We start from the raw sequence: 22,061 nt of genomic DNA on the forward strand, positions 1-22,061 counted from the left end.
TGGGCATCCAAGGGTTATCTCCAATATCGGCCGAGGTTGCACTGGAAGCAAAATCCGGTCGCACCTCGAATTCGGAAGTCGCAACCCGGCTTCCGGATTTTGCAGAACATGCATGCGCAAGCTCCCGCTACATCGGACTTGCTAGTAGTGAAAAACCAAAAACCTGGTTAAAAGCTCAGGTATAACAAGGTCTTAAGTCCGACATTCGGAGGATACCCATGAAGTTCCGCACCACTTTGAAGCTTCTCGCCGCCAGCATCGCCGCCGCCGGCATGGCCGCCTCCGCGCAGGCAGCCGACGTCAAGTTCGGTTTTGCCGCACCGCTCACCGGTCCGCAATCGCACTATGGCGAGGACATGCAGAACGGCCTGAACCTGGCCCTGGAAGAAGCCAACAAGAAGGGCATCAAGGTCGACGGCGAAACCGCCAAGTTCGTGCTGGTGTCGCGCGACGACCAGGCCGATCCGCGCGTCGGCGTGCAGGTCGCCCAGCAACTGGTCGACCAGAACGTGGTCGGCATCCTGGGCCACTTCAACTCGGGCACGACCATCCCCGCCTCGCGCGTCTACCATGAAGCCGGTCTGCCCCAGATCGCCATGGCGACCTCGCCCGAATACACCAAGCAGGGCTACGAAACCACCTTCCGCATGATGACCAGCGACACCCAGCAGGGCGCCGCGGTCGGCAAGTTCATGGTGGAAAGCCTGAAGGCCAAGAAGGTCGCGATCATCGATGACCGCACCGCCTACGGCCAGGGCCTGGCCGACGAGGTCGAGAAGGCGGTCAAGGCCGCCGGCGGCCAGGTCGTGCGCCGCGAGTACACCACCGACAAGGCCAACGACTTCACCGCCATCCTGACCAACATCAAGGGCGCCGCGCCCGACGCCATCTTCTACGGCGGCCTGGACGCGCAATCCGGTCCCATGAAGCGCCAATTGGCCACCCTGGGCCTGAAGGCGCCGCTGGTTTCGGGCGAAATGACCCGCAGCGACACCTTCATCAAGCTGGCTGGCGACGCCGCCGACGGCACCTACGCCTCGCTGGCCGGCGTGCCGCTGGACAAGATGGCCGCGGGCAAGGACTTCGAGCAGCGCTATCAGGCTCGCTTCAAGAAGGCCCCCGGCGTGTATGCGCCCTACGCCTATGACGGCGCGTGGAACATGATTGCCGCCATCGAGCAGGCCGGCTCGGCCAAGCCCGAGAAGTACCTGCCGGCGCTGGCCAAGCTGAACCGCAAGGGCGCCACCAGCGAGCACATTTCCTACGACGCCAAGGGCGACCTGAAGGAAATCTCGGTCACCATCTACGAAGTCAAGAACGGCAAGTGGGAGATGGTTGAAACGATGGTCAGCCAGGCCAACTAAGGCCGCTAGACCGGGGCGGGAAGGCGGCTGCGAGCCGCGTCCCGTCCGTATTGCAGCGTGCGCGCCGTCCGGCGCGCGCCACGCGCGGCGCCGTGGCAGGCCCGAGGGCCGCCACCGCGCGATTTTTCCAGGCTTATTCAGCGGCCCCTATGGATATCTTCATTCAACAACTGATTAACGGCGTCACGCTAGGCAGCGTGTACGCCCTGGTCGCCCTGGGCTACACCATGGTGTACGGCATCATCGGGCTGATCAACTTCGCCCATGGCGACGTCGTCATGATAGGTGCGATGGCGGCGACTACCATCGCCATTTCGCTGGTGGGCGGCGATCCTTCCACATCCGCCTTCGTGGTGCTGGGCGTCGGCCTGCTGGTGTCCGTGCCGCTGTGCATGGCCGTGGGCTGGACCGCCGAGCGCGTGGCCTACCGGCCGCTGCGCCGTGCGCCGCGCCTGGCCGCCCTGATCACCGCCATCGGCGTATCCATCATCCTGCAGAACGTGGCGATGATGAGCTGGGGCCGCAACTATCTGAACTTCCCGCAGGTGCTGCCGCCGCAGGTGTTCGAGATCGCTGGCGCGCGCATCAGTTCGCTGCAGATCGCCATCGTGGTGATCGCCGCGCTGATCATGGGCGGGCTGCTGGCCGTGGTGCACAAGACCCGCCTGGGCACGGCGATGCGCGCCACCGCGCAGAACCGCGAAGTGGCCGGGCTGATGGGCGTGAACATCAACACCGTGATTTCCGCGGCGTTCTTGATCGGTTCGGCGCTGGCCGCCGTGGCCGGCATGATGGTCGCCACCTACTACGGCGTGTCGCAATACACCATGGGCTTCATGCTGGGCCTGAAGGCCTTCACGGCCGCGGTGCTGGGCGGCATCGGCAACCTGGTCGGCGCCATGGCGGGCGGCCTGTTGCTGGGCATCATCGAATCCCTGGGCGCCGGCTACATCGGCGACCTGACCGGCGGCTTTCTCGGCAGCCATTACCAGGACGTGTTCGCGTTCTTCGTGCTGGTGCTGGTGCTGATCTTCCGTCCGTCCGGCTTGCTGGGCGAGCGCGTGGGAGACCGGGCATGAGCACAACCCTGAAAAACAGCGGGTTTTCGACCCGCAACCTGATCGGCATTGCGCTGATCGGCGTGGTGCTGGCGGTGCTGCCCTTCGTGATCGGCATGGCCGGCCAGAGCTGGGTGCGCATCCTGAACTTCGCCTTGCTGTACGTGATGCTGTCGCTGGGCCTGAACATCGTGGTGGGCTTCGCCGGTCTGCTGGACCTGGGCTACATCGCGTTCTACGCGGTGGGCGCCTACACCTGGGCGCTGCTGGCGTCGCCGCATTTCGGCCTGCACCTGCCGTTCTGGGCGATCCTGCCGATCGCGCTGGCGGTGGCCTGCCTGTTCGGCGTGCTGCTGGGCGCGCCCACGCTCAAGCTTCGAGGCGACTATCTGGCCATCGTGACGCTGGGCTTCGGCGAGATCATCCGCATCTTCCTGAACAACCTGAACGCGCCGATCAACATCACCAACGGACCGCAGGGCATCAACCGCATCGACACCTTCAAGGTCGGCGAGTTTGCCTTCGGCCGCACGGAAAGCCTGCTGGGCATCCGCGTGACGGGGCCCGAAAAGTACTACTACCTGCTGCTGGCGGTGACGCTGATCATCGTGGTGGTCTGCGTGCGCCTGCAGAATTCGCGCATCGGTCGGGCCTGGGAAGCGATCCGCGAAGACGAGATCGCCGCCAAGGCCATGGGCATCAACACCCGCAACATCAAGCTGCTGGCGTTCGCGATGGGCGCGTCCTTCGGCGGCGTGGCGGGCGCCTTGTTCGCCTCGATGCAGGGCTTCGTCAGCCCCGAGAGCTTTTCGCTGATGGAATCCATCTCCATCCTGTGCATGGTGGTGCTGGGCGGCATGGGCCACATCCCGGGCGTGATCCTGGGCGCATTGATCCTGGCCGCGCTGCCCGAGTTCCTGCGCGCGGTGGTGGAACCCGTGCAGCACATGCTGTTCGGCGCCGTGGTGCTTGATCCTGAAGGCATACGCATGTTGCTGTTCGGCCTGGCCATGGTCTGCGTGATGCTGTTCCGTCCGGCCGGCCTGTGGCCGTCGGCGGTGCGCAAGCGCGAACTGGCGACCAAGACCCAGGGAGGCGCGGCATGAGCAAACTGCTGCAAGCCCAGGGACTGGGCAAGCGCTTCGGCGGCCTGCAGGCCTTGTCGGACGTCAGCTTCGACATCGAGCAAGGCGAGATCTACGGCCTGATCGGCCCGAACGGCGCGGGCAAGACCACGCTGTTCAACGTGCTGACCGGCCTGTACATCCCGGAAGAGGGCAGCTGCACCTTCAATGGTCAGTCCATGTCCGGCAAGAAGCCGCATGAAGTTGCCTACGCGGGCCTGGCGCGCACCTTCCAGAACATCCGGCTGTTCGCCAACCTGAGCGCGATCGAGAACGTGATGATCGGCCGCCACATGCGCACCAAGTCGGGCGTGTTCGGCGCCGTGCTGCGCACGCGCGGCACGCGGGCCGAAGAGGCCGCCACCGAAGCGCGGGCGCAGGAGTTGCTGGACTACGTGGGCATCGGCCACCGCGCCAACGACGTCGCGCGTTCCTTGCCCTACGGCGACCAGCGGCGCCTGGAGATCGCGCGCGCCCTGGCCACCGATCCCAAGCTGCTGGCGCTGGACGAGCCGGCGGCTGGCATGAACGCGTCGGAAACGGTGGTGCTGCGCAAGCTGGTCGAGAAGATCCGCGCCGATGGCGTCACCGTGCTGCTGATCGAGCACGACATGAAGCTGGTCATGGGCCTGTGCGACCGCGTGCTGGTGCTTGAATACGGCAAGGTGCTGGCCATGGGCAAACCCGCCCAGGTGCAGCGCGATCCCAAGGTCATTGAAGCGTATCTGGGCGCAGGCGCCGCGCAGGATCCGCAGATTCATCAGGAGCGCCCGGCATGACGGCAGCATCCCAACCCCTATTGGAATTGCGGGGCCTGCAGGTCTCCTATGGCGGCATCCGTGCCGTGCGCGGCATCGACCTGCGCGTGGACGAAGGCGAACTGGTCTGCCTGATCGGCGCCAACGGCGCCGGCAAGAGCACCACGCTGCGCGCCATCTGCGGACTGGTGCCGCTGGCGGGCGGCGAAGTGGTTTACGGCGGGCAGTCCGTCGGCGGCCAGAAATCGCATGAGCTGGTGCGCCGCGGCCTGGTCATGGTGCCGGAAGGCCGGGGCATCTTCGGCCAGCTCACCATCGAGGAAAACCTGGCGATGGGGGCCTACATCCGCCGCGACGCGGCCCAGATCCGCCAGGACACCGACCGCGTCTTTACGCTGTTCCCGCGCCTGGCCGAGCGCCGCAAGCAGGCGGCCGGCACCTTGTCGGGCGGCGAGCAGCAGATGGTGGCGATGGGCCGCGCGATGATCGCGCGCCCCAGGCTGCTGCTGCTGGACGAGCCCTCGATGGGCCTGGCGCCGCTGATGGTGGAGAAGGTCTTCGAGGTGGTGCGCACCATCGCCCGCGAAGGCGTCACCATTCTGCTGATCGAGCAGAACGCGCGCCTGGCGCTGGAAAACAGCCATCGCGGCTACGTGATGGAATCCGGCGAGATCATCCTGTCCGGTCCGGCCGGCGACATGCTGCACGACCCCAAGGTGCGTGCGGCCTATCTGGGTGAATCCGAGTAGGGCAGGATCTTGGGGGCGGGGCGGCAGGGCGTCGAGCTTGCGGATGTCAGGGTTCTTTAGCCGCCGAGGCTGCCCTGCGCCATTCCGATGCTCGCCCCGGTGGGGCTGCGCTTCGGATGGCTCCGGGGTCCTCGGCTGGCAGTCGCCTAATGCGGGTGGTTTCGGACGCCGTTCATGGGCAGATGCCGTGAGCCGGTGGCCGGACGGAGGGATCCGAAGCGCAGCCCCACCGGGGCGAGCATCGGAATCTCGCAGTCCGGACGCCGGCGGCTCAAGAACGCTGCCTCACAAAACCGAAGTGCGGGGCGGTAGGGCTTCGAGCTTGCGGATGTCAGGGTTCTTTAGCCGCCGAGGCTGCCCTGCGCCATTCCGATGCTCGCCCCAATGGGGCTGCGCTTCGGATGGCTCCGGGCCGCCTCGGCTGGCAGTCGCCTAATGCGTTGGTTTTGGACCCCGTCCATGGGCAGATGCCGTGAGCCGGTGGCCGGACGGAGGGATCCGAAGCGCAGCCCCATTGGGGCGAGCATCGGAATCCCGCAGTCCGGACGCCGGCGGCTCAAGAACGCTGCCTCACAAAACCGAACGTCAGCAATTCACCCAAAAATGTTCTAAGCCGGTGCGCGTTCACGGTCCACGGCCGTGACCACGCCGGCCTCGATCAATGCGTCGATTTCCCGCTGGCCATAGCCGAACTCTCCCAGGATCGCGATGGTGTCTTCGCCCAGCCTGGGCGCCGCGCGGTGGTATTGCGCGGGCGTGGCCGACAACTTCACGGGCATCCCTACGGTGCGCACCTTGCCGGCCACCGGATGATCCTGTTCCACCACCATGCCGCGCGCCAGCGTCTGCGGATGCGACAGCGCCTGCGCGATCGAATGCACTGGGCCGGCGGGCACGCCGGCCTCGTCGAAAACGTCCAGCCATTCCTGCGCGCTGCGCGTCTCCAGGATGGCCGACATCTCCGCCACCAGTGCTTCGCGGTTATTCATGCGGTCGCGGTTGCGGGCGTAGCGCGGGTCTTCCGCCCACTCCGGCTTTTCCAGCGCCTGCGCGATGCGTTGCCAGTTCTTCTCGTTGGCGCCGCCGATGATGATCCAGTCGGTGGCCGTGGGGAAGGCCTGGTAGGGCGCGCTGAGCACGTGCGCCGATCCGGTGGGGCCGGGCGACACGCCACTGCCGAAATAGATGGCGGCATGCCAGTACAACTGCTGCAGGCTGGCTTCCAGCAACGACGTTTCGACGATCTGGCCTTCGCCGGTGCGCTGCTTGTGCTGGTAGGCCGCCAGCACGCCGAAGGCCGCCAGCAGGCCGGCGTTGATGTCCGCGACCGAGTTGCCGGTGCGCAGCGGTGGCCCGCCTGGTTCGCCGGTGATCGCCATCAGGCCGGAGAAGCCCTGCGCCACCAGGTCAAAGCCGCCCTTGTCGGCATAGGGGCCGGTGGTGCCGTAGCCCGACACCGCGCAATAGATCAGGCCCGGGTTCTCCTGGCGCAGCCGTTCGTAGCCCAGGCCCAGCTTTTCCATCGTGCCCTTGCGGAAGTTCTCGGTCACCACGTCGGCGTCGCGGATCATGCGCAGCAGGACCTTCTTGCCCTCGGGGTGCTTGAGGTCCAGCGCGATGGCGCGCTTGTTGCGGTTGAGCATGAGGTAGGGCGCCGAGATGCCGTTGATCTGCGGGTCGCGGTACTGGCGCGAGTCGTCGCCGCCGTCGATCTTCTCGACCTTGATGACGTCGGCGCCCATGTCGGCCAGCATCATGCCGCAGGTCGGGCCGGCCATGATCTGCGACAGCTCGATCACGCGCATGCCGGCAAGCGCGCCGGCGGGGCGCTGGGTGTCGCCCTGGGTATCGTTATGCATGAGTCCTCCTTGCATGGGGTTCAGCGGGCGTTGAATTGCGGTTTGGCCTTGGCTAGGAAGGCCTGGTAGCCCGTGCGGAAATCCTCGCTGTCGAAGCAGTCGAAGGCTTCGTCGCGGTCGGCATCGGTCAGGGGCTTGCCATGCACCAGGTTGCGGATGAACTTCTTGTGCCAGCGCGCCACCAGCGGCGCGCCGTCGGCGATGCGGCGGGCGGTGGCCTGGGCTTCGGAGGCGACCTGGCCGTCGGGCGTGACGCGCGTGACCACGCCCAGGCGCAGCGCTTCCTGCGCATCGAAGATGGTGCCTTCCAGCAGCACCTGCAGGGCAGTGGACGGGCCGACCAGGCGCACCAGCGGCGCCAGTTCCGAATACGACATCACCAGCCCGAGGTTCTTGATGGGCACGCCGAAGCGCGAACTCTCGCCGCAGATGCGGATGTCGGCCAGGCTGGCGATCTCCAGCCCGCCGCCCACGCAGATGCCGTGTATCTGCGCCACCACCGGATGGCGGCAATTGCCGATGGCCTCGATGGTCCGGCGCATCACGGCGCCGTATTCGATGGCCTGACGCTTGTTGCTGCGGGCGGTCTCGAATTCGCTGATGTCGTTGCCCGGCGAGAAGGCTTTCTCGCCCGCGCCGCGCAGCAGCACGCAGCGCACGCTGTCGTCGGCGTCCAGCTCCAGGAAGGTGTCGCCCAGCAGCCGCCAGCTGTCTATGGTGAAGGCGTTGAGCTTTTCCGGGCGGTTCAGCACCACGGTCACGATGTCGCCGTCGCGCTGGCACAGGATGGGGGAGGAGTCGGAAGTGGGGGTAGCGCTCATGGTGTTCCTTTGCGTGGGCGGGGGCGCACCCCCGCCGGGTTGCTGCGGGCTTACTGCTTGGTCAGGCCCAGGCTGGCGGTGAGCTTGCCGTACTTGCTCCATTCGTCCTGGACGTAGCGGGCGAAGGCCGCGGGGTTGGCCGGGCCGCCACCCAGTTCCATGCCCTGGTCGGCCAGCTTGGCCTTGATCTCGGGATCGGCCAGCGTCTGGCTCAGGGCCTGGTCGAGCTTGTCCAGCACCGGCTTGGGCAGCTTGGCCGGGGCCAGCACCGCGTACCACTGCACGATGTCCACGCCCTTGATGCCGGACTCGGCCAGGGTGGGCACGTCGGGCAGGCGTTTGCTGCGTTCCGCGCTGGTCACTGCCAGCGGGCGCAGCTTGCCGGCCTGGATCTGGTTGATGGCGCCGGGCAAGGTATCGAAGTTCATGTCCACGCTGCCGCCCAGCAGATCGGTCATGGCCTGGCCGCTGCCCTTGTAGGGCACGTGTTCCATGCTGACGCCCGCGATCTGCGAGAAGCGCGCGGCGCTCAGGTGCTGCGGGCTGCCCATGCCGGAAGACGCATAGGTCAGCTGCTTGGGCTTGGCGCGGGCGTCGTCCACCAGGTTCTGCACGCTGGCGTAGCTGTGCTTGGCTGGATTGACCACCAGCACGTTGGGCACCGAGCCGATGTAGCGCACCGGCGTGAAGTCCTTGATCGGGTCGACGCTGGACTGCACCACGTAGGGCGCGGCGACGGTGGACTGCATGTTGGCGAGCAAGAGGGTGTAGCCGTCCGCATCGGCCTTGGCCACGAAGTCGGCCGCGATCAGGCCGGAAGCGCCGGGCTTGTTCTCGACCACGACCTGCTGGCCCAGCAGCGCCGACAGGCGCGCGGACAGGATGCGGGCGGACACGTCGGTGCCGCCGCCGGGCACGAAACCGACGATCAGGCGTACCGGCCGTTCCGGCCATTTGGATGCGTCTTGCGCCAGGGCGGGGCTGGCGGCGGCCAGGCCGGCGGTCAACGCCAGGGCGCCGGCCCAGGCGCGAGCGTGCTTGTGCATGTGGGTCTCCTTGGTGGATGTAAGCCTGCCCGCGTGTTGCTTGATCTATGATGGGGTCAGGTTGGTATGCCGCTGGTGTTTGGTATACCAGATACAAAAATAGTCGAATTAGCGAGTGGCAACAACTCATGGCTAACCCTGAAGTTATGGACCCGTCCGTCCCCGATTTGGCCATCCATCACCCGACGCTGCCGGCCGTGGTGGCGGAAAAGCTGCGGCAGCTCATCATCGACGGCACCTTCAAGCCGGGCACCTGGCTGAACGAGCGGGACCTGTGCGACCAGCTCAAGATTTCGCGCACGCCGTTGCGCGAGGCCTACCGCATGCTGGCTTCCGACGGCCTGGTGACCCTGCAGCCCAAGCGCGGCGCGATGGTGATCGAGCTGTCGGCCGACGACGTCGAGAACATCTTCGACCTGCTGTCGGTGCTGGAGGGGTTGGCGGTGCGCAGCGCCGCCGAGCGCGCGACGGACGCGGAACTGGCGCAGATCGCGCAACTGCATGCGCAGATGCGGCAAGGGTATGAGCAGCGCGACATCCGCGCGTATTTCGCGGCCAGCATGGGCACGCATATCGCCATCAACCGGGCGGCCCACAACCCGGCGCTGACGCATTCCTATGACCGCTTGAACCTGCAGGTGCAGGCGCTGCGCTACAAGTCGAACTTCGATATCGACGAATGGACGGCGGCGGTGGCCGACCACGAGGCCTTCGTGCAGGCGCTGATGCGGCGCGACGGCGAGCTTGCGGAGTCGCTGATCCGCAAGCATGTGGGCAGCAAGAAGACCTACAACCTGCGCGGCCGCGCGGGCGGCGCGGCCAAGGCCTGACCAGGCCGGTGATTTGCGCGGACAGCGCGGGGCCAGGCCTCGGCTGTCCGCGGCGCAAGCGCGCTCAGGCCGGCTGCGCCACCACGCGCTTCCTGCCTATCATCAGCGCGATGACGGCGGCGATGAGGCCCGTCATGCCGGAGATAACGAAAGCCATCAGGTAGCTGCCCTGCGCTTCGCGCACGGCGCCCGCCATCCAGGCGGCGCTGGCCGCGCCCAGCTGGTGGCCGGCGACGATCCAGCCGAACACGATGGGAGCGTCGCGCTCGCCGAAGGCTTCGGTCGTCAGGCGCAGCGTGGGCGGCACCGTGGCGATCCAGTCCAGGCCGAAGAAGATGGCGAAGATCGACAGGCTGTAGAACGAGAAGTCGGAATAGGGCAGGTAGATCAGCGACAGCCCGCGCAGGCCGTAGTAGACGAACAGCAGCTTGCGGGGATCGTAGCGGTCGGTGAGCCAGCCGGACGCCGTGGTGCCGATCAGGTCGAAGATGCCCATCAGCGCCAGGAGGCCCGCGGCCTGCACCTCGGGCATGCCATGGTCGCCGCAAAGCGCGATCAGGTGCGTGCCGACCAGGCCGTTGGTGGTGAAGCCGCACACGAAGAAGGTGGCGAACAGGAACCAGAAGGTGCGGGTGCGCGAGGCCCGCGCCAGCGCGCCGAAGGTGGCCGCCAGCATGCCGGTGCGCGGCGCGGCGGGCGCGGGCGGCGCATGCGGATCGCTGCCGAAAGGAACCAGGCCCACGCTCGATGGGCGGTCCGGCACCAGCCACCAGGCCAGCGGCACCAGCGCCGCCGCCGCGGCCGCCACAGTCCAGACCACCCGGGTCCAGTCGCCCGACGAGGCCAGCGCCGCCAGCACCGGCAGGAACACCAGCGTGCCGGTGGCGGAACTGGCGGTCAACAGGCCCATCATCACGCCGCGGTGCTGGGTGAACCAGCGGTTGACGACGGTGGCGCCCAGCACCACGGCGACCGCGCCGGATCCCAGGCCCGAGAACACCCCCCAGGTCAGCAGCAGGTGCCAGGACTGGGTCATGAAGGCGCTGGCCGCGCTGGACGCCGCCATCAGGATCAGCGCCCCGATCAGCACCCGCCGTAAGCCGAAGCGCTCCATCGCGGCGGCGGCGAATGGTCCGACCATGCCATACAGGAAAATGCCGACCGCCGCGGCCATCGAGATGGTGCTGCGGCTCCAGCCAAAGGCTTCTTCCAGGGGCACCAGCAGCACGCTGGGCGAGGAGCGCAGGCCGGCGGATACCAGCAGGGACAGGAAAATCACCGCGACGACGACGAATGCGTACTTTTGGCCGGCGCGCCGGAAAGGGACGGGAGGGTGGGCTATACTCATGTTACTGACCGGTACGTATTGAGGTTTGCGAATAGTACGTACCGGTCAGTAACATCGTCAAGCGATTTTTAGTCGGATCCGTCATCCGGAAAGGAGCCCTCCATGGCCAGCAAGACCTCTAGCGCCGACCGGCCCGCATCCAAGCCGCCGCTGGCGGCCGAGCGCATCCGCAAGACCGCGCGGGAAATGTTCTACCGGGACGGCATCCGGGCGGTGGGCGTGGACGCCATCGTCAGCGGGGCGGGGGTGACCAAACCCAGCCTGTACCGCAGCTTTTCGTCCAAGGACGAACTGGCGGCGGCCTATCTGCGCGACTACGACGCCGAATTCTGGGCGCGTTTCGATGCCGCGTGCGCGGCGCATCCCGGCGACCCTCGCGCCCAAGTCCTCGACTACCTGTCCGGCCTGGGCGCACGCGCGGTGCAAAACGGATACCGGGGCTGCGGCCTGACCAATGCGGCGGTGGAGTATCCCGAAGCCGGGCATCCCGCCCGCGCCGTGGCGGTGGAACACAAGGCGGAGCTGCGCCGGCGTCTTGCCGCCATGGCCGCGGAAATGGGGGCGGCCGACCCCGAGGCGCTGGGCGACGGGCTGTTGCTGCTGTTCGAAGGCGCCTTCGTCTCCAGCCAGCTTTTCGGCGCAGGCGGCCCCGCCGGCCGGGTCGCGCAGATGGCCGACAAGCTGATCCAGGCGCATCTCGCGCAGTCCTGACATGGCGCCCTACGACGCGTTGCATCAGGTCTGGGGAGCGGGCGGCACAAGATAGGTGCAGATAGCAGTGCACATGTGCACCATTTTTGGTGTTTGTACTCATTGCGCAACGCACAAAAAAATGCTTGAGAAATTTATTGCGACGCAGCAAGCACAGGTCTAAGATGGACTCGTGTTGTTCCACATCGCTTTCTCAAGGAGAGAACCATGAGCGATACCGCGCTGAAGAATGCCCGCATGTCGGATGAGCTGGAACGTACCCTGATTCATGACGCGATCATCGCGGAAAGCCTGTCCGGCCATACTTCCGGCACGCGCTGGCTGCGCCTGAAAGTGCGCCTGGCCGCCTTCGGCGGCGCCGTGGGCGAGGTATTGCACGACATGGACGCCGGCCGCCGCCAGCACCCCGTGGTCTCCGCCTACCACTGAGCCCGACAGCGGGTACGAGAAAAACGCCAGCATCGCTGGCGTTTTTTCATGCCTGCCGATCGCCGCGCCGCGGCCGCGGGCTCAGACCAGCATGTCCGCCACCAGATAGCCGTCCAGCAGCAGGATGCCGACCGTGGCCGCAACCGCGGCCCAGGCCCAGGCGCCGCGCAGGACGTACTTGCCCATCAAGCTCTTGCGGCAGGCCAGCAGCACCAGCGGTCCCAGCGCGAAGGGCAGGGCCAGGCTCAGGATGACCTGGCTCAGCACCAGCAGTCCGTCCGGATCCTGGCCGCCGGTGTAGGCCAGCAGGCCGGCGGCCGCCGCGCCCGCCACCAGCCGCGTCGCCAGCGCGCGGCGGCGGTCGGACCAGCCGCTGCCGACCTGGAATCCATGGGACAGGATGCGTCCGGCCAGCACGCCAGTGATGGTGGAGCTTTGCCCCGCGGCATACAGCGCCACCGCGAACACGATGGCCGCGCCGACGCCCAGGGTCTGGCCGATCACGGCATGCGCGTCGTCCAGGCTGGAAACGATGATGCCCGAGCCCGACAGCGAAGCGGCGGCGACGATCATGATGGCGGCGTTGATCAGCATGGCCAGGCCCAGCGACACGATGGTGTCGTTGCGCGCCACGCGCATGGCCAGGTCGCGGGCGGCCGGCGGCAATTGCTGCGCGCGCTGCGCCAGCGAGCCGGAATGCAGGTACAGGTTGTGCGGCATCAGGGTGGCGCCGAGTATTCCCAGCGCGATCAGGAAACCCTGCGGGTCGCGCAACGCGCGCCCGGTCTGGGTGACGCCGTGCGCCACTTCCGTCCACGCCGGATTGGACTTGAACAGCAGGAACACGAAGGACATGGCGACCACCGACAGCAGCAGGGCGATGAAGCGCTCGTGCTTGTCGGCGTTGCCGCGCGTGAGCGCCAGCACGGCGAAGGTGCCGACGCCGGTCACCGCGACGCCCGCGATCAGCGGCAGCCCGAAGAGCAGGCGCAGCGCGATTGCGCCGCCGATGAGTTCGGCCAGGGCGGTGGCCAGGATCGCCGCCTCGCCGGCCAGCCAGGCCGTCTTGGCCAGGCGCGGTGACAGGTGGCGGGCCGTCAGCGTGGCCAGGTCCTGGCCGGTGGCCAGCGCCAGGCGCGACACCAGGATCTGAAAGCCCAACGCCAGCAGGGCCGAGCTGAAGACGACCAGCAGCAGCCCATAGCCGAAGCCGCTGCCGCCGGCGATGTCGGTGGCCCAGTTGCCCGGATCGATGTAGCCCACGGCCACCAGGATGCCGGGACCGGCGATGCGGCGCAGGCCGGCCGATACCTGGACGTCCTGCGCCAGCGCCGTCCTGCCGCCGGATATCGCGTAGATGAATTGGCCCATGCTCGCTCCTGAGAATGATTCTCATCATCCTCTTGGGGGGCCGGATCGTCAAATTGATTTTGGGCAAGCGGGGGATAGGGCCGCCCAATGAAGCCCAATGGCGCCGCCCCGGGGCGGACGGGCCATGGGCCGTGGGAGGATCAGGACTTGAGCTTGGCGTCCATGGAGATCTTGGCGTTCAGCACCTTGGACACCGGGCATCCCTTTTCCGCCTTGCGGGCGGCATCTTCGAAGGCCTGGGCGCTGGCGCCGGGGATGACGGCTTCCACGGTCAGGTGGACGGCGGTGATGGAAAAGCCGTCATCCACCTTGTCCAGCGTGACCTCGGCCTTGGTGTTCAGGCTTTGCGCGACCATGCCCGCTTCGGCCAGGATGTTGGACAGGGCCATGGTGAAGCAGCCGGCGTGCGCCGCGCCCAGCAATTCCTCGGGATTGGTGCCGGGGGTATCGCCGAAACGGGTGTTAAAGCCGTAGGCCTGTTCCTTGAGCGCGCCGCTCTGCGTGGAGATCGTGCCCTTGCCGGTCTTCAGATCGCCCGACCAGTGGGCGCTTGCGGTTTTCTTCATGCGTGACTCCTGTAAAAGGGCCGCGCCCGTCGCGCGCGCGGCCGGTGTGGGAGGGCGCGGGCCGCCGGCTGGGGCGGGGCGCTTTGCCTGAGATGGCATGGACGATGATACGGCCGGCGCATGCGCCAGGCGCGGAAAGCGTCTGCGCGCAACGGCAAGCCGATGTAACCGCAGGCCCGCTGTCTTGACGCGCGTCGTAAGGCCGCGCTCGCCCATCAGGCAAAATACGGTATCTGCTCAAATCTCGCCGAGAACCGCTGTCATGTCTTTCAAACTCGTCCGCTACGCCTGCGCCGTCGCGCTGGCCGTCCCCGCTTGGTCCGTCCAGGCTGAAATCGTCATCGGCGTGGATGTGTCCACCACCGGTCCGGCCGCCGCCATCGGCATCCAGACCAATAACGCGATCCGCCTGTGGCCGGCCACGCTGGGCGGCGAGCCGGCGCGCTACGTGGTGCTGGACGACGGCACCGACGTCAGCCGCGCGGTGAAGAATATGCGCAAGCTGACCTCGGAAGACAAGGTCGACGCCATCGTCGGCCCCAACACCACGGCCGCCGCGCTGGCCGGCCTGGACGTGTTGGCCGAAACCGGCACGCCCATGATCGCGCTGGCCGCCTCCAGCGTCATCGTCGAGCCGCTGTCGGATCCGAAGCGCGCCTGGGCCTTCAAGATGCCGCAGAACGATTCACTCATGGCCACCGCCCTGGTGGCGGACATGAAGAAGAAGGGCCTGAAGAACGTGGCCTTCATCGGCTTCGCGGATTCCTACGGCGACAGCTGGTGGAAGGAGTTCACGGCGGCTGCCGGGACCGATCTGAAGATCGTGGCGCAGGAACGCTTCCAGCGCACCGACGCCTCGGTGGTCGGGCAGGTGCTGAAGGTCATCGCCGCCAAGCCGGACGCCGTGCTCATCGCCGGCGCTGGGACGCCTTCCGCCCTGCCGCAGAAGACGCTGCTGGAACGCGGTTACACCGGCGCCATCTACCAGACGCACGGCATCGGCACGCTGGAATTCCTGCAGGTCGGCGGCGCGGACGTGGAAGGCACCTTGTTCCCCACCGGCCCCGGCGTGGTGGCGCGCGAGCTGCCCGACGACAACCCGGTCAAGAAGGTGGCGGTGGCCTTCGCCGACAAGTACGAAGCGCGCTACGGCGCCAACACGCTGACCCAGTTCGCGGGCGACGCCTATGGCGCCTGGATGCTGCTGGACTCGGCGGTGGCGCGGGCGCTGAAAACCGGTGCCAAACCCGGTACCCCGGAATTCCGCGCGGCCCTGCGCGACGCGCTGGAAAACACGCGCGACCTGGTCGTGCCCAATGGCGTGCTGAACATCACCAAGGACAACCACCAGGGGTTCGACGAGCGCGCGCGCGTCATGGGCATCGTCAGGAACGGCCGTTTTTCCTATGCGGAATAAGTGGGGACATATATCTCTGCCATTCGTAACTTGTCCTGACGCCGCGTAGGGCGAGGGAGCAAAAAGCAGGCTGCGGCCTGCTTTTTTTTGAGCATATCATTCGTGTAGAAATCATTTAATAGCGTATCATTTTTAGTGAATCCATATACCTCGAAATAAATACAGGAGAAACTGCATGAGCCTGATCCGATCCAGACGTTTGCTGGCCGCCTTGAGCCTGGGGGTGCTGGCGGCGTGTTCCGACTCGGGATCGGACCAGGCTGCGCCGGCCGCGAGCGCGCCCGCCGCGGCGTCCACCCTGGAAGCCGCCAAGGCCGCCGGCAAGATACGCATCGGCTACGCCAACGAAGCGCCGTTCGCCTACATGGACAGCAAGGAGTCCAAGGTCACGGGCGAATCCGTGGAGATCGCCCGGGTGGTGCTCAAGCGCATGGGCATCAACGACGTGGAGGGCGTCCTGACCGAGTTCGGCTCCCTCATTCCGGGCCTGCAGGCCAAGCGTTTCGACATCATCGCGGCGGGCATGTACGTCACGCCCGAACGCTGCCAGCAGGTGGCGTTCTCGGACCCCACTTATGGCGTGGGCCAGTCCTTCCTGGTCAGGCAGGGCAATCCCAAGAACCTGCACAGCTACGAAGACGTGGTGAAGAATCCCGACGCCAAACTGGGCGTGGTGGTGGGCGCGATCGAAGCGGAATACGCCTCCAAGATCAAGGTGCCGCCCGCCCAGGTGGTGGTGTTCCCGGACGCGGTCAGCGCGCTGTCCGGCGTGCAGGCAGGGCGCGCCGACGCCTACGCCGCCACGGCGCTCACGGTCAACGACCTGATGGGCAAGACCAGCGCCGCCAGCGGCCTGGAGAAAGCCGATCCGTTCAAGGACCCCGTCATCGACGGCAAGGACGTGCGCGGCTACGGCGCCTACGCCTTCCGCAGCGACGACAAGGCCTTTGCCGATGCCTTCAACGCCGAACTGGCCAAGTTCATCGGCACGGAAGAGCACCAGAAACTCGTGGCGCCTTTCGGCTTCACCGCGCAGGAACTGCCCAAGGGGGTCACGGCCGCCAAGCTGTGCGCCGGCCAGTAAGGGGGCGCGCATGCGGTTGATATCCGAGCATTTCGCCGAACTGGCGCCGCCGCTCTTGCAGGGGTTGGCGGTGACCCTGGAGATCATGGCCGGCGCGGTGGTGCTGGCCGTTCCGCTGGCGCTGGCCGCGGGCATCGGGCGCCTGTCGTCTTTGCGCCCGCTGCGCTGGATCTCGGCGGTCTACGTCGAAGTATTCCGCGGCACCTCGGCCCTGGTGCAGCTCTTCTGGTTCTACTTCGTGCTGCCGCTGTTCGGCGTGCAACTGCCGGCCATGCTGGTGGGCATCGTGGTGCTGGCGCTGAATGCCGGGGCCTACGGCGCGGAAGTGGTGCGCGGCGCGATCCGCGCGGTGCCGCCGGGCCAGCGCGAAGCCGGCATCGCGCTGAACCTGACGCGCGGCCAGATCATGCGCCGCATCGTGGTGCCGCAAGCCGTGCCGGCCATGCTGCCGCCGGCCGGCAACCTGCTGATCGAGCTGTTGAAGAACACCGCGCTGGTGTCCCTCGTCACCATCACCGACCTGACCTTCCGCGGCCAGCTGCTGCGCAGCGAGACCCTGCGCACCACCGAGATCTTCACCCTGATGCTGCTGATGTACTTCGCCGCGGCCCTGCTGATCACGGCCGGCGTGCGCCTGTTGGAACGCAAGGTGCGCCTGCGATGAAGCCGGTGTTCGACTGGTCCTTCGCCCTGGAGATCCTGCCCACCCTGGGTTCCGCGCTGATCATCACGATCCAGGCCACGGTGCTGGGCATGCTGGTGGCCGTCACGCTGGGCCTGGCGCTGGCCTTGCTGCGGCGTTCGCGCTTGCGCATCGTGTCGCTGCCCACGGCCTGCGTGATCGAGTTCGTGCGCAGCACGCCCTTGCTGGTGCAGATGTACTTCCTGTTCTATGTGCTGCCGCTGACGGGCGTGCGCCTGTCGCCGCTGGCCACCGGCATTACCGCGCTGGGCCTGCATTACGCGACCTATTGCGCCGAGGTCTACCGCGCCGGCATCGAAGCGGTGCCGCGCGGCCAATGGGAGGCCGCCACCGCGCTGAACATGTCGCGCTGGCGCACGGCGGTGGGCGTGGTGCTGCCGCAGGCGATCCCGCCGGTGGTGCCGGCGCTGGGCAATTACCTGGTGGCCATGTTCAAGGACACCCCGCTCCTGTCGGCGATCACCGTGGTGGAACTGCTGCAGCAGAGCAAGATCATCGGCTCGGCGACGTTCCGCTACACCGAGCCCCTGACCCTGGTGGGCCTGCTGTTCCTGGCGCTGAGCCTGGTGGCGGCCTGGGGCGTGCGCGGGCTGGAGGCCCGCCTGCAACGATATGGAGGAAAGCGATGAGCGCCAGCGTGAGCATCAAGAACCTGCGCAAGCAGTACGGCGAACTGGAGGTGCTGCGCGGCATCAACCTGGAGATACCGTCGGGCCAGACCGTGGCCGTGATCGGCCCCTCGGGTTCAGGCAAGTCGACCCTGCTGCGCGTGCTGATGACGCTGGACCCGCCCACCAGCGGCGACATCGAAATCGACGGCGTGCCCATGTGGGCCGATGCGCAGGGCCGGCCGGCCGGCCCCAACTCCGAGCACCTGCGCAAGGTCCGCGGCAAGATCGGCATGGTGTTCCAGCACTTCAACCTGTTCCCGCACATGACCGCGCTGGGCAACGCCATGGAGGCGCCGCTGCATGTGCGGGGCATGCCCCGCGCCCAGGCCCGCGAACACGCCGTGGAGTACCTGGAAATGGTCGGCCTGGGCGACAAGCTGGATGTCTATCCGGCGCAGTTGTCGGGCGGACAGAAGCAGCGCGTGGGCATCGCGCGGGCGCTGGCCATGTGCCCCCACATCATGTTGTTCGACGAGGTGACTTCGGCGCTGGATCCGGAGCTGGTCGGAGGCATCCTGCAGATCCTGCGCGACCTGTCGGCCCGGCGCAGCATGACGATGATCATCGTGACCCACCAGATGAAGTTCGCTGAACGCAGCTCGGACCGGACCCTGTTCTTCGACGAAGGCAATATCGTCGAGGACGCCGAATCGTCGGTGCTGTTCAGCCAGCCGAAAGAGGCGCGTACGCGCCAGTTCCTGGACTCGGTGATCGAAGGGCAGTAGCGCATCGCCTGCGGACGCGGTTTGACCCCGCCCGGGGCTGCGGTATTCAGGCCGCCAGCCGGGGCGGGGCGCTATGCTGTCGCATCCAACGCCCCGGAGGCTACCGCATGTCGCTGCTTTTCAGTCCCACGTCCATTGGCCAGCTGGAGCTGGCCAACCGCATCGTCATCGCGCCCATGTGCGAGTATTCGGCTGAAAATGGCCTGGCGACCGACTGGCACATGATCCATCTGGGGCACCTGGCCTTATCCGGCGCCGCGCTGCTGTTCGTGGAAGCCACCGCCGTGGAGCCCGACGGCCGCATCACCCCGGGAGACCTGGGCCTGTGGTCCGACGAAACCGAGGCGGCCATCGGCCGCGTCGTGGCCGCCATCCGCCGCTATGCGCCCATCAAGCTGGGCATACAGCTAGGCCATGCGGGCCGCAAGGCTTCCAGCGAAGCGCCCTGGAACGGCGGCCAGCTGGTGCCGTCCGAGGCCGGCGGCTGGCAAGGCTGGGCGCCTTCGGCCGTGCCGCACAACGCGTCCGAACCGCCGCCCCACGCGCTGGACGCGGTGGGCCTGGCGCGTGTGCGCGACGCCTTCGTGGCCAGCGCCAAGCGCGCCCTGCGGCTGGGCTTCGACGCGATCGAGCTGCACGCCGCGCACGGCTATCTGCTGCATCAGTTCCTGTCGCCGCTGTCCAACCGGCGCGACGATGCCTACGGCGGTTCGCTCGAGAACCGCATGCGCTTTCCGCTCGAAGTCTTCCAGGCGCTGCGCGAGGCTGTTCCGCCGTCGGTGACGCTGGGTGTGCGCGTGTCGGCCACCGACTGGGTCGAAGGCGGCTGGGATCTGCAACAGACGCTGGTCCTGGCGCAAGCCTTGAAGGAACGGGGCTGTGAATTCATCGACGTCTCCAGCGGCGGCGTCTCGTCCCAGCAGAAGATTCCCGTGGGCCCGAACTACCAGGTGCCGTTCGCCGAGGAGATCAAGCGCAAGGTGGGCATGCCCACCATCACGGTGGGCCTGATCACCGAGGCGCAGCAGGCGGAAGACATCCTCCAGAACGGCCAGGCCGACATGGTCGCGCTGGCGCGCGGCATGCTGTACGACCCGCGCTGGCCGTGGCACGCCGCGGCGCAACTGGGCGGCCAGGTCAGCGCGCCGCGCCAGTACTGGCGCTCGCAGCCGCGGGACCAGAAGGCGTTGTTTGGCGAGACGCGCTTCGGCCAGCGCTAGGCGCAACCGGCAGGCCGGCGGCCTGCCGGACCCCGTTTATTGCGGCCGCCTGCCGTCGTAGGCGTTCTGCAGCAGCGCCCGCAAGGCCTCGCGTTCCAGCGGGCGAGGATTGGGGTAGGGCGTCTGCAAGGCGATGTCGCAGGCGCGGTCCAGGTCTTCCTGCCGCATGCCGATGTCGCGCAAGGCGGTGGGCGCGCCCAGCGAACTGGCCAGGTCGAACACGCCCGTCGCGGCAGCCGGCGCGCCCAGCGCCGCCGCGATGCGCGCCATGGCCTGCGGCGCGGCCGCGGCGTTGTAGGCCAGGGCTTGCGGCAGCACCACGGTGTGGACTTCGGCGTGCGGCAGGTTGAAGCTGCCGCCCAGCGTATGGCAGAGCTTGTGATGCAGCGCCATGCCCACGCTGCCCAGCACCGTGCCGCACAGCCAGGCGCCGTAGAGCGCGTCGCCGCGCGCCTGCAGCAGGTCCGCGCCGTTGGCGCCGGCGTGGATGGCGGGCAGCGCCTGCGCCAGCGCGCGTATGCCTTCCTGCGCCATCAGGTCCATGATCGGATTGCCGTCCGGCGAATAGAGGCCTTCGGCCGCATGGGCAATGGCGTTGATGCCGCTGGTCACGCTCATCGATACCGGCAGCGACAGGCTGAGCTCGGGGTCGTACACCACGCTGCGCGGCAGCACCCGGTCGTCCTTGCCGGTCTTTTTCACGCCGGCCTCGGTGAGACCGTAGATCGGCGTCATCTCCGAGCCCGCATACGTGGTGGGCACGGCGATGACCGGCAGCCCGGAGTCCAGGGCGATCGCCTTGCCCAGGCCGATGGTGGAGCCGCCGCCCACGGCTACCGCGCAATCGGCGCCCAGCTCGCGCGCCGCCTCGCGCGCCTGGCGCGCGATTTCGATGGGCACGTGCATCACGGCCTGATCGAAGATTCCGGCCACCCGCGGCGCGCCCAGCAGGGCCGCTACCCGCTCGGCCTGCGCGCGCTGCGGCGGCGTGCAGAGCACCAGCGCGCGCCGCAGCCCCAGCGCATCGAGTTCGGCCGCCAGGCCGCCCAGGCTGCCCGGCCCGAAGACCACGCGTTGGGCGCGGCTGGCATAGATGAAGGAGTGCATGGCGTTCGCCGTCTGCATGTCGGTCATTGTGCAACGATTCCGCGGCTCTTGATGAGCTGGCCCCAGCGCTGGGATTCGGCCTGCACCAGCCGGTTCATGTCGTCGCGGCCGCCGGCCACCACTTCGAAGCCGGATTCGGTGATGCGTCCGGCCACGGCCGGATCGCGCAGCGCCGCGATGGTGGCCTCGGCCAGCTTGTCCAGCGTTGCCGCCGGCGTTTGCGCCGGCGCCACCATGCCCACCCAGGAATAGATCTCGAAGCCCGGATAGCTCTCGGCGATGGCGGGCACGTCCGGCAGGGCGGCGACGCGCTTGGGCGCGGTCACCGCCAGCGCGCGCAGTTTGCCGCTCTGGATGTGGGGCAGCACCAGCGGCAGGCTGGCGATGATGGATTCGACGTGTCCGCCCATCAGGTCCGACACGGCCGGGCCGCCGCCGCGGTAGGGTGTATGGATGCCGCTGGTGCCCGCGGCCTGGTGGAACATTTCGGCTGCCAGATGGTTGGAGCTGCCCGCGCCGACCGAGGCGTAGGACACGCCGCCCTTCTTGCCGGCCGCGATGTAGTCCGCCAGTGTCTGGTAGGGGCCGCTGGCCGTGACCGCCAGCACCATGGGCGAACGCACCATGTACGACACGCCGGTCAGGTCGCGGGTCGAGTCATAGGGCAGCTTGGGGTAGATGTGTTGTTCGGTGGCGTACGAATCGAACACCATTGCCACGGTGTAGCCGTCGGGGGCTGACTTGGCCACCAGCGCGGTGCCTATGGTGCCGCCGGCGCCGCCGCGGTTGTCGATGACCACGGTCTGGCCCAGCTTGTCCTGCAACGCCTGTTGCACCTGGCGCGCGACCCGGTCCACGGTGCCGCCCGCGGCAAAGGGCACCACTACCGTCACCGGCTTGCTGGGGTAGGACTCGGCTGCGGCGGGCAGGGCGGTGGCCCAGGCGCTGGCGGCCAAGACGGCACTGGCCAGCAGGGCGCGGGGCGAACGGCGGAATGCGGTGATCGGGGGCATGCGGGTCTCCTGGGCTTGTAATCGTTGTAGTTGGCCGTCGATCTTTGTCGAAATTGCCAAAATGCGGCCATACACGGTATCGTAAAT

22 protein-coding genes are annotated in these 22,061 nt (G+C 67.5%); 14 read left to right on the forward strand and 8 right to left on the reverse strand.

Annotation, left to right across the window (positions count from 1 at the left end):
* The first annotated feature begins 218 nt into the window (after positions 1–218).
* The 5 genes from FOC84_RS25265 to FOC84_RS25285 all read left to right on the forward strand — a co-directional run bounded on the left by FOC84_RS25265 (position 219) and on the right by FOC84_RS25285 (position 5,053).
* Positions 219–1,364, forward strand: a complete 1,146-nt coding sequence (locus FOC84_RS25265) for a branched-chain amino acid ABC transporter substrate-binding protein (RefSeq protein ID WP_173147090.1) — start codon at positions 219–221, stop codon at positions 1,362–1,364.
* 227 nt (positions 1,365–1,591) lie between these two features.
* On the forward strand, positions 1,592–2,443 hold the full coding sequence (locus tag FOC84_RS25270; RefSeq protein ID WP_438800897.1) for a branched-chain amino acid ABC transporter permease: 852 nt from the start codon (positions 1,592–1,594) through the stop codon (positions 2,441–2,443).
* Entirely contained in the window at positions 2,440–3,528 is a 1,089-nt protein-coding gene (locus tag FOC84_RS25275; RefSeq protein ID WP_173147094.1) for an ABC transporter permease subunit, read from the forward strand. Before FOC84_RS25270 ends, FOC84_RS25275 begins: the two co-directional genes overlap by 4 nt.
* Positions 3,525–4,325 (forward strand): ABC transporter ATP-binding protein, encoded by an 801-nt coding sequence (locus tag FOC84_RS25280; RefSeq protein ID WP_173147096.1) that lies wholly within the window; start codon positions 3,525–3,527, stop codon positions 4,323–4,325. Before FOC84_RS25275 ends, FOC84_RS25280 begins: the two co-directional genes overlap by 4 nt.
* A complete protein-coding gene (locus tag FOC84_RS25285) occupies positions 4,322–5,053 on the forward strand; it encodes an ABC transporter ATP-binding protein (RefSeq protein WP_173147097.1) in 732 nt (243 codons plus the stop codon). Before FOC84_RS25280 ends, FOC84_RS25285 begins: the two co-directional genes overlap by 4 nt.
* 608 nt (positions 5,054–5,661) lie before the next feature.
* On the opposite strand, the gene FOC84_RS25290 is transcribed toward FOC84_RS25285, so the two are convergent.
* From FOC84_RS25290 to FOC84_RS25300, 3 genes are read right to left on the reverse strand one after another with little or no spacing between them, the layout of a single operon-like run.
* A complete protein-coding gene (locus tag FOC84_RS25290) occupies positions 5,662–6,912 on the reverse strand; it encodes a CaiB/BaiF CoA transferase family protein (RefSeq protein WP_173147099.1) in 1,251 nt (416 codons plus the stop codon).
* 20 nt (positions 6,913–6,932) lie between these two features.
* Positions 6,933–7,733, reverse strand: a complete 801-nt coding sequence (locus tag FOC84_RS25295; protein ID WP_173147101.1) for an enoyl-CoA hydratase/isomerase family protein — start codon at positions 7,731–7,733, stop codon at positions 6,933–6,935.
* Positions 7,734–7,783: 50 nt separating this feature from the next.
* Entirely contained in the window at positions 7,784–8,779 is a 996-nt protein-coding gene (locus FOC84_RS25300) for a Bug family tripartite tricarboxylate transporter substrate binding protein (RefSeq protein WP_173147103.1), read from the reverse strand.
* Positions 8,780–8,907: 128 nt separating this feature from the next.
* Here FOC84_RS25300 and FOC84_RS25305 point away from each other — a divergent pair, with 128 nt between their 5' ends.
* Positions 8,908–9,609 carry a GntR family transcriptional regulator gene (locus FOC84_RS25305; RefSeq protein WP_254241776.1) on the forward strand — a complete coding sequence of 234 codons (702 nt, stop codon included), beginning with the start codon at positions 8,908–8,910 and terminating at the stop codon, positions 9,607–9,609.
* 64 nt (positions 9,610–9,673) lie between these two features.
* Here FOC84_RS25305 and FOC84_RS25310 read toward each other — a convergent pair whose 3' ends face one another.
* Positions 9,674–10,957, reverse strand: coding sequence for an MFS transporter (locus FOC84_RS25310; protein ID WP_173147105.1), 1,284 nt, complete (start codon positions 10,955–10,957; stop codon positions 9,674–9,676).
* Positions 10,958–11,059: 102 nt separating this feature from the next.
* On the opposite strand from FOC84_RS25310, the gene FOC84_RS25315 reads away from it, so the two are divergent.
* Together FOC84_RS25315 and FOC84_RS25320 are read left to right on the forward strand one after the other, a co-directional pair.
* On the forward strand, positions 11,060–11,668 hold the full coding sequence (locus FOC84_RS25315) for a TetR/AcrR family transcriptional regulator (RefSeq protein WP_173147106.1): 609 nt from the start codon (positions 11,060–11,062) through the stop codon (positions 11,666–11,668).
* Between the two features lie 207 nt (positions 11,669–11,875).
* On the forward strand, positions 11,876–12,097 hold the full coding sequence (locus tag FOC84_RS25320) for an XRE family transcriptional regulator (RefSeq protein ID WP_173147107.1): 222 nt from the start codon (positions 11,876–11,878) through the stop codon (positions 12,095–12,097).
* Between the two features lie 81 nt (positions 12,098–12,178).
* Here the strand turns inward: FOC84_RS25320 and FOC84_RS25325 are convergent, their stop codons facing one another.
* Positions 12,179–13,468 carry an Nramp family divalent metal transporter gene (locus tag FOC84_RS25325; RefSeq protein WP_173147108.1) on the reverse strand — a complete coding sequence of 430 codons (1,290 nt, stop codon included), beginning with the start codon at positions 13,466–13,468 and terminating at the stop codon, positions 12,179–12,181.
* Between the two features lie 140 nt (positions 13,469–13,608).
* The gene (locus FOC84_RS25330; protein WP_173147109.1) at positions 13,609–14,034 is read right to left on the reverse strand and encodes an OsmC family protein; all 426 of its coding nucleotides are present in this window, start codon (positions 14,032–14,034) and stop codon (positions 13,609–13,611) included.
* Between the two features lie 262 nt (positions 14,035–14,296).
* Between FOC84_RS25330 and FOC84_RS25335 the strand changes: the two genes are divergently transcribed.
* From FOC84_RS25335 to FOC84_RS25360, 6 genes are all read left to right on the forward strand, one after another.
* Entirely contained in the window at positions 14,297–15,451 is a 1,155-nt protein-coding gene (locus FOC84_RS25335; protein WP_173147110.1) for an ABC transporter substrate-binding protein, read from the forward strand.
* A gap of 175 nt (positions 15,452–15,626) precedes the next feature.
* On the forward strand, positions 15,627–16,535 hold the full coding sequence (gene ehuB / locus FOC84_RS25340) for an ectoine/hydroxyectoine ABC transporter substrate-binding protein EhuB (RefSeq protein WP_173147111.1): 909 nt from the start codon (positions 15,627–15,629) through the stop codon (positions 16,533–16,535).
* Positions 16,536–16,545: 10 nt separating this feature from the next.
* Positions 16,546–17,199 carry an ectoine/hydroxyectoine ABC transporter permease subunit EhuC gene (gene ehuC, locus FOC84_RS25345; RefSeq protein ID WP_173147112.1) on the forward strand — a complete coding sequence of 218 codons (654 nt, stop codon included), beginning with the start codon at positions 16,546–16,548 and terminating at the stop codon, positions 17,197–17,199.
* On the forward strand, positions 17,196–17,867 hold the full coding sequence (gene ehuD, locus FOC84_RS25350) for an ectoine/hydroxyectoine ABC transporter permease subunit EhuD (protein ID WP_173147114.1): 672 nt from the start codon (positions 17,196–17,198) through the stop codon (positions 17,865–17,867). Before ehuC ends, ehuD begins: the two co-directional genes overlap by 4 nt.
* Positions 17,864–18,634 (forward strand): amino acid ABC transporter ATP-binding protein, encoded by a 771-nt coding sequence (locus tag FOC84_RS25355; RefSeq protein ID WP_173147116.1) that lies wholly within the window; start codon positions 17,864–17,866, stop codon positions 18,632–18,634. Before ehuD ends, FOC84_RS25355 begins: the two co-directional genes overlap by 4 nt.
* Positions 18,635–18,741: 107 nt before the next feature.
* Positions 18,742–19,854, forward strand: a complete 1,113-nt coding sequence (locus FOC84_RS25360; protein WP_173147118.1) for an NADH:flavin oxidoreductase/NADH oxidase — start codon at positions 18,742–18,744, stop codon at positions 19,852–19,854.
* A gap of 36 nt (positions 19,855–19,890) precedes the next feature.
* On the opposite strand, the gene FOC84_RS25365 is transcribed toward FOC84_RS25360, so the two are convergent.
* Both FOC84_RS25365 and FOC84_RS25370 read right to left on the reverse strand, forming a co-directional pair.
* Positions 19,891–20,988, reverse strand: coding sequence for a maleylacetate reductase (locus FOC84_RS25365; RefSeq protein WP_254241777.1), 1,098 nt, complete (start codon positions 20,986–20,988; stop codon positions 19,891–19,893).
* Positions 20,985–21,974 (reverse strand): tripartite tricarboxylate transporter substrate binding protein, encoded by a 990-nt coding sequence (locus FOC84_RS25370; protein WP_173147120.1) that lies wholly within the window; start codon positions 21,972–21,974, stop codon positions 20,985–20,987. Before FOC84_RS25370 ends, FOC84_RS25365 begins: the two co-directional genes overlap by 4 nt.
* Positions 21,975–22,061: the final 87 nt, after the last annotated feature.

It is taken from the genome of Achromobacter pestifer (genome assembly GCF_013267355.1).
Lineage (GTDB): Bacteria > Pseudomonadota > Gammaproteobacteria > Burkholderiales > Burkholderiaceae_B > Achromobacter > Achromobacter pestifer_A.

What these genes read in the sequence shown, in the direction of transcription:
- FOC84_RS25270 (WP_438800897.1), top strand. Translation starts at nt 1,592, where the DNA reads ATGGTGTACGGCATCATCGGGCTGATCAACTTCGCCCATGGCGACGTC.
- FOC84_RS25330 (WP_173147109.1), bottom strand. Translation starts at nt 14,034, where the DNA reads ATGAAGAAAACCGCAAGCGCCCACTGGTCGGGCGATCTGAAGACCGGC.
- FOC84_RS25295 (WP_173147101.1), bottom strand. Translation starts at nt 7,733, where the DNA reads ATGAGCGCTACCCCCACTTCCGACTCCTCCCCCATCCTGTGCCAGCGC.
- FOC84_RS25320 (WP_173147107.1), top strand. Translation starts at nt 11,876, where the DNA reads ATGAGCGATACCGCGCTGAAGAATGCCCGCATGTCGGATGAGCTGGAA.
- FOC84_RS25285 (WP_173147097.1), top strand. Translation starts at nt 4,322, where the DNA reads ATGACGGCAGCATCCCAACCCCTATTGGAATTGCGGGGCCTGCAGGTC.
- FOC84_RS25305 (WP_254241776.1), top strand. Translation starts at nt 8,908, where the DNA reads ATGGCTAACCCTGAAGTTATGGACCCGTCCGTCCCCGATTTGGCCATC.
- FOC84_RS25315 (WP_173147106.1), top strand. Translation starts at nt 11,060, where the DNA reads ATGGCCAGCAAGACCTCTAGCGCCGACCGGCCCGCATCCAAGCCGCCG.
- FOC84_RS25360 (WP_173147118.1), top strand. Translation starts at nt 18,742, where the DNA reads ATGTCGCTGCTTTTCAGTCCCACGTCCATTGGCCAGCTGGAGCTGGCC.
- ehuB (WP_173147111.1), top strand. Translation starts at nt 15,627, where the DNA reads ATGAGCCTGATCCGATCCAGACGTTTGCTGGCCGCCTTGAGCCTGGGG.
- FOC84_RS25280 (WP_173147096.1), top strand. Translation starts at nt 3,525, where the DNA reads ATGAGCAAACTGCTGCAAGCCCAGGGACTGGGCAAGCGCTTCGGCGGC.
- FOC84_RS25355 (WP_173147116.1), top strand. Translation starts at nt 17,864, where the DNA reads ATGAGCGCCAGCGTGAGCATCAAGAACCTGCGCAAGCAGTACGGCGAA.
- FOC84_RS25365 (WP_254241777.1), bottom strand. Translation starts at nt 20,988, where the DNA reads ATGACCGACATGCAGACGGCGAACGCCATGCACTCCTTCATCTATGCC.
- FOC84_RS25290 (WP_173147099.1), bottom strand. Translation starts at nt 6,912, where the DNA reads ATGCATAACGATACCCAGGGCGACACCCAGCGCCCCGCCGGCGCGCTT.
- FOC84_RS25275 (WP_173147094.1), top strand. Translation starts at nt 2,440, where the DNA reads ATGAGCACAACCCTGAAAAACAGCGGGTTTTCGACCCGCAACCTGATC.
- ehuC (WP_173147112.1), top strand. Translation starts at nt 16,546, where the DNA reads ATGCGGTTGATATCCGAGCATTTCGCCGAACTGGCGCCGCCGCTCTTG.
- ehuD (WP_173147114.1), top strand. Translation starts at nt 17,196, where the DNA reads ATGAAGCCGGTGTTCGACTGGTCCTTCGCCCTGGAGATCCTGCCCACC.
- FOC84_RS25370 (WP_173147120.1), bottom strand. Translation starts at nt 21,974, where the DNA reads ATGCCCCCGATCACCGCATTCCGCCGTTCGCCCCGCGCCCTGCTGGCC.
- FOC84_RS25265 (WP_173147090.1), top strand. Translation starts at nt 219, where the DNA reads ATGAAGTTCCGCACCACTTTGAAGCTTCTCGCCGCCAGCATCGCCGCC.
- FOC84_RS25325 (WP_173147108.1), bottom strand. Translation starts at nt 13,468, where the DNA reads ATGGGCCAATTCATCTACGCGATATCCGGCGGCAGGACGGCGCTGGCG.
- FOC84_RS25335 (WP_173147110.1), top strand. Translation starts at nt 14,297, where the DNA reads ATGTCTTTCAAACTCGTCCGCTACGCCTGCGCCGTCGCGCTGGCCGTC.
- FOC84_RS25310 (WP_173147105.1), bottom strand. Translation starts at nt 10,957, where the DNA reads ATGAGTATAGCCCACCCTCCCGTCCCTTTCCGGCGCGCCGGCCAAAAG.
- FOC84_RS25300 (WP_173147103.1), bottom strand. Translation starts at nt 8,779, where the DNA reads ATGCACAAGCACGCTCGCGCCTGGGCCGGCGCCCTGGCGTTGACCGCC.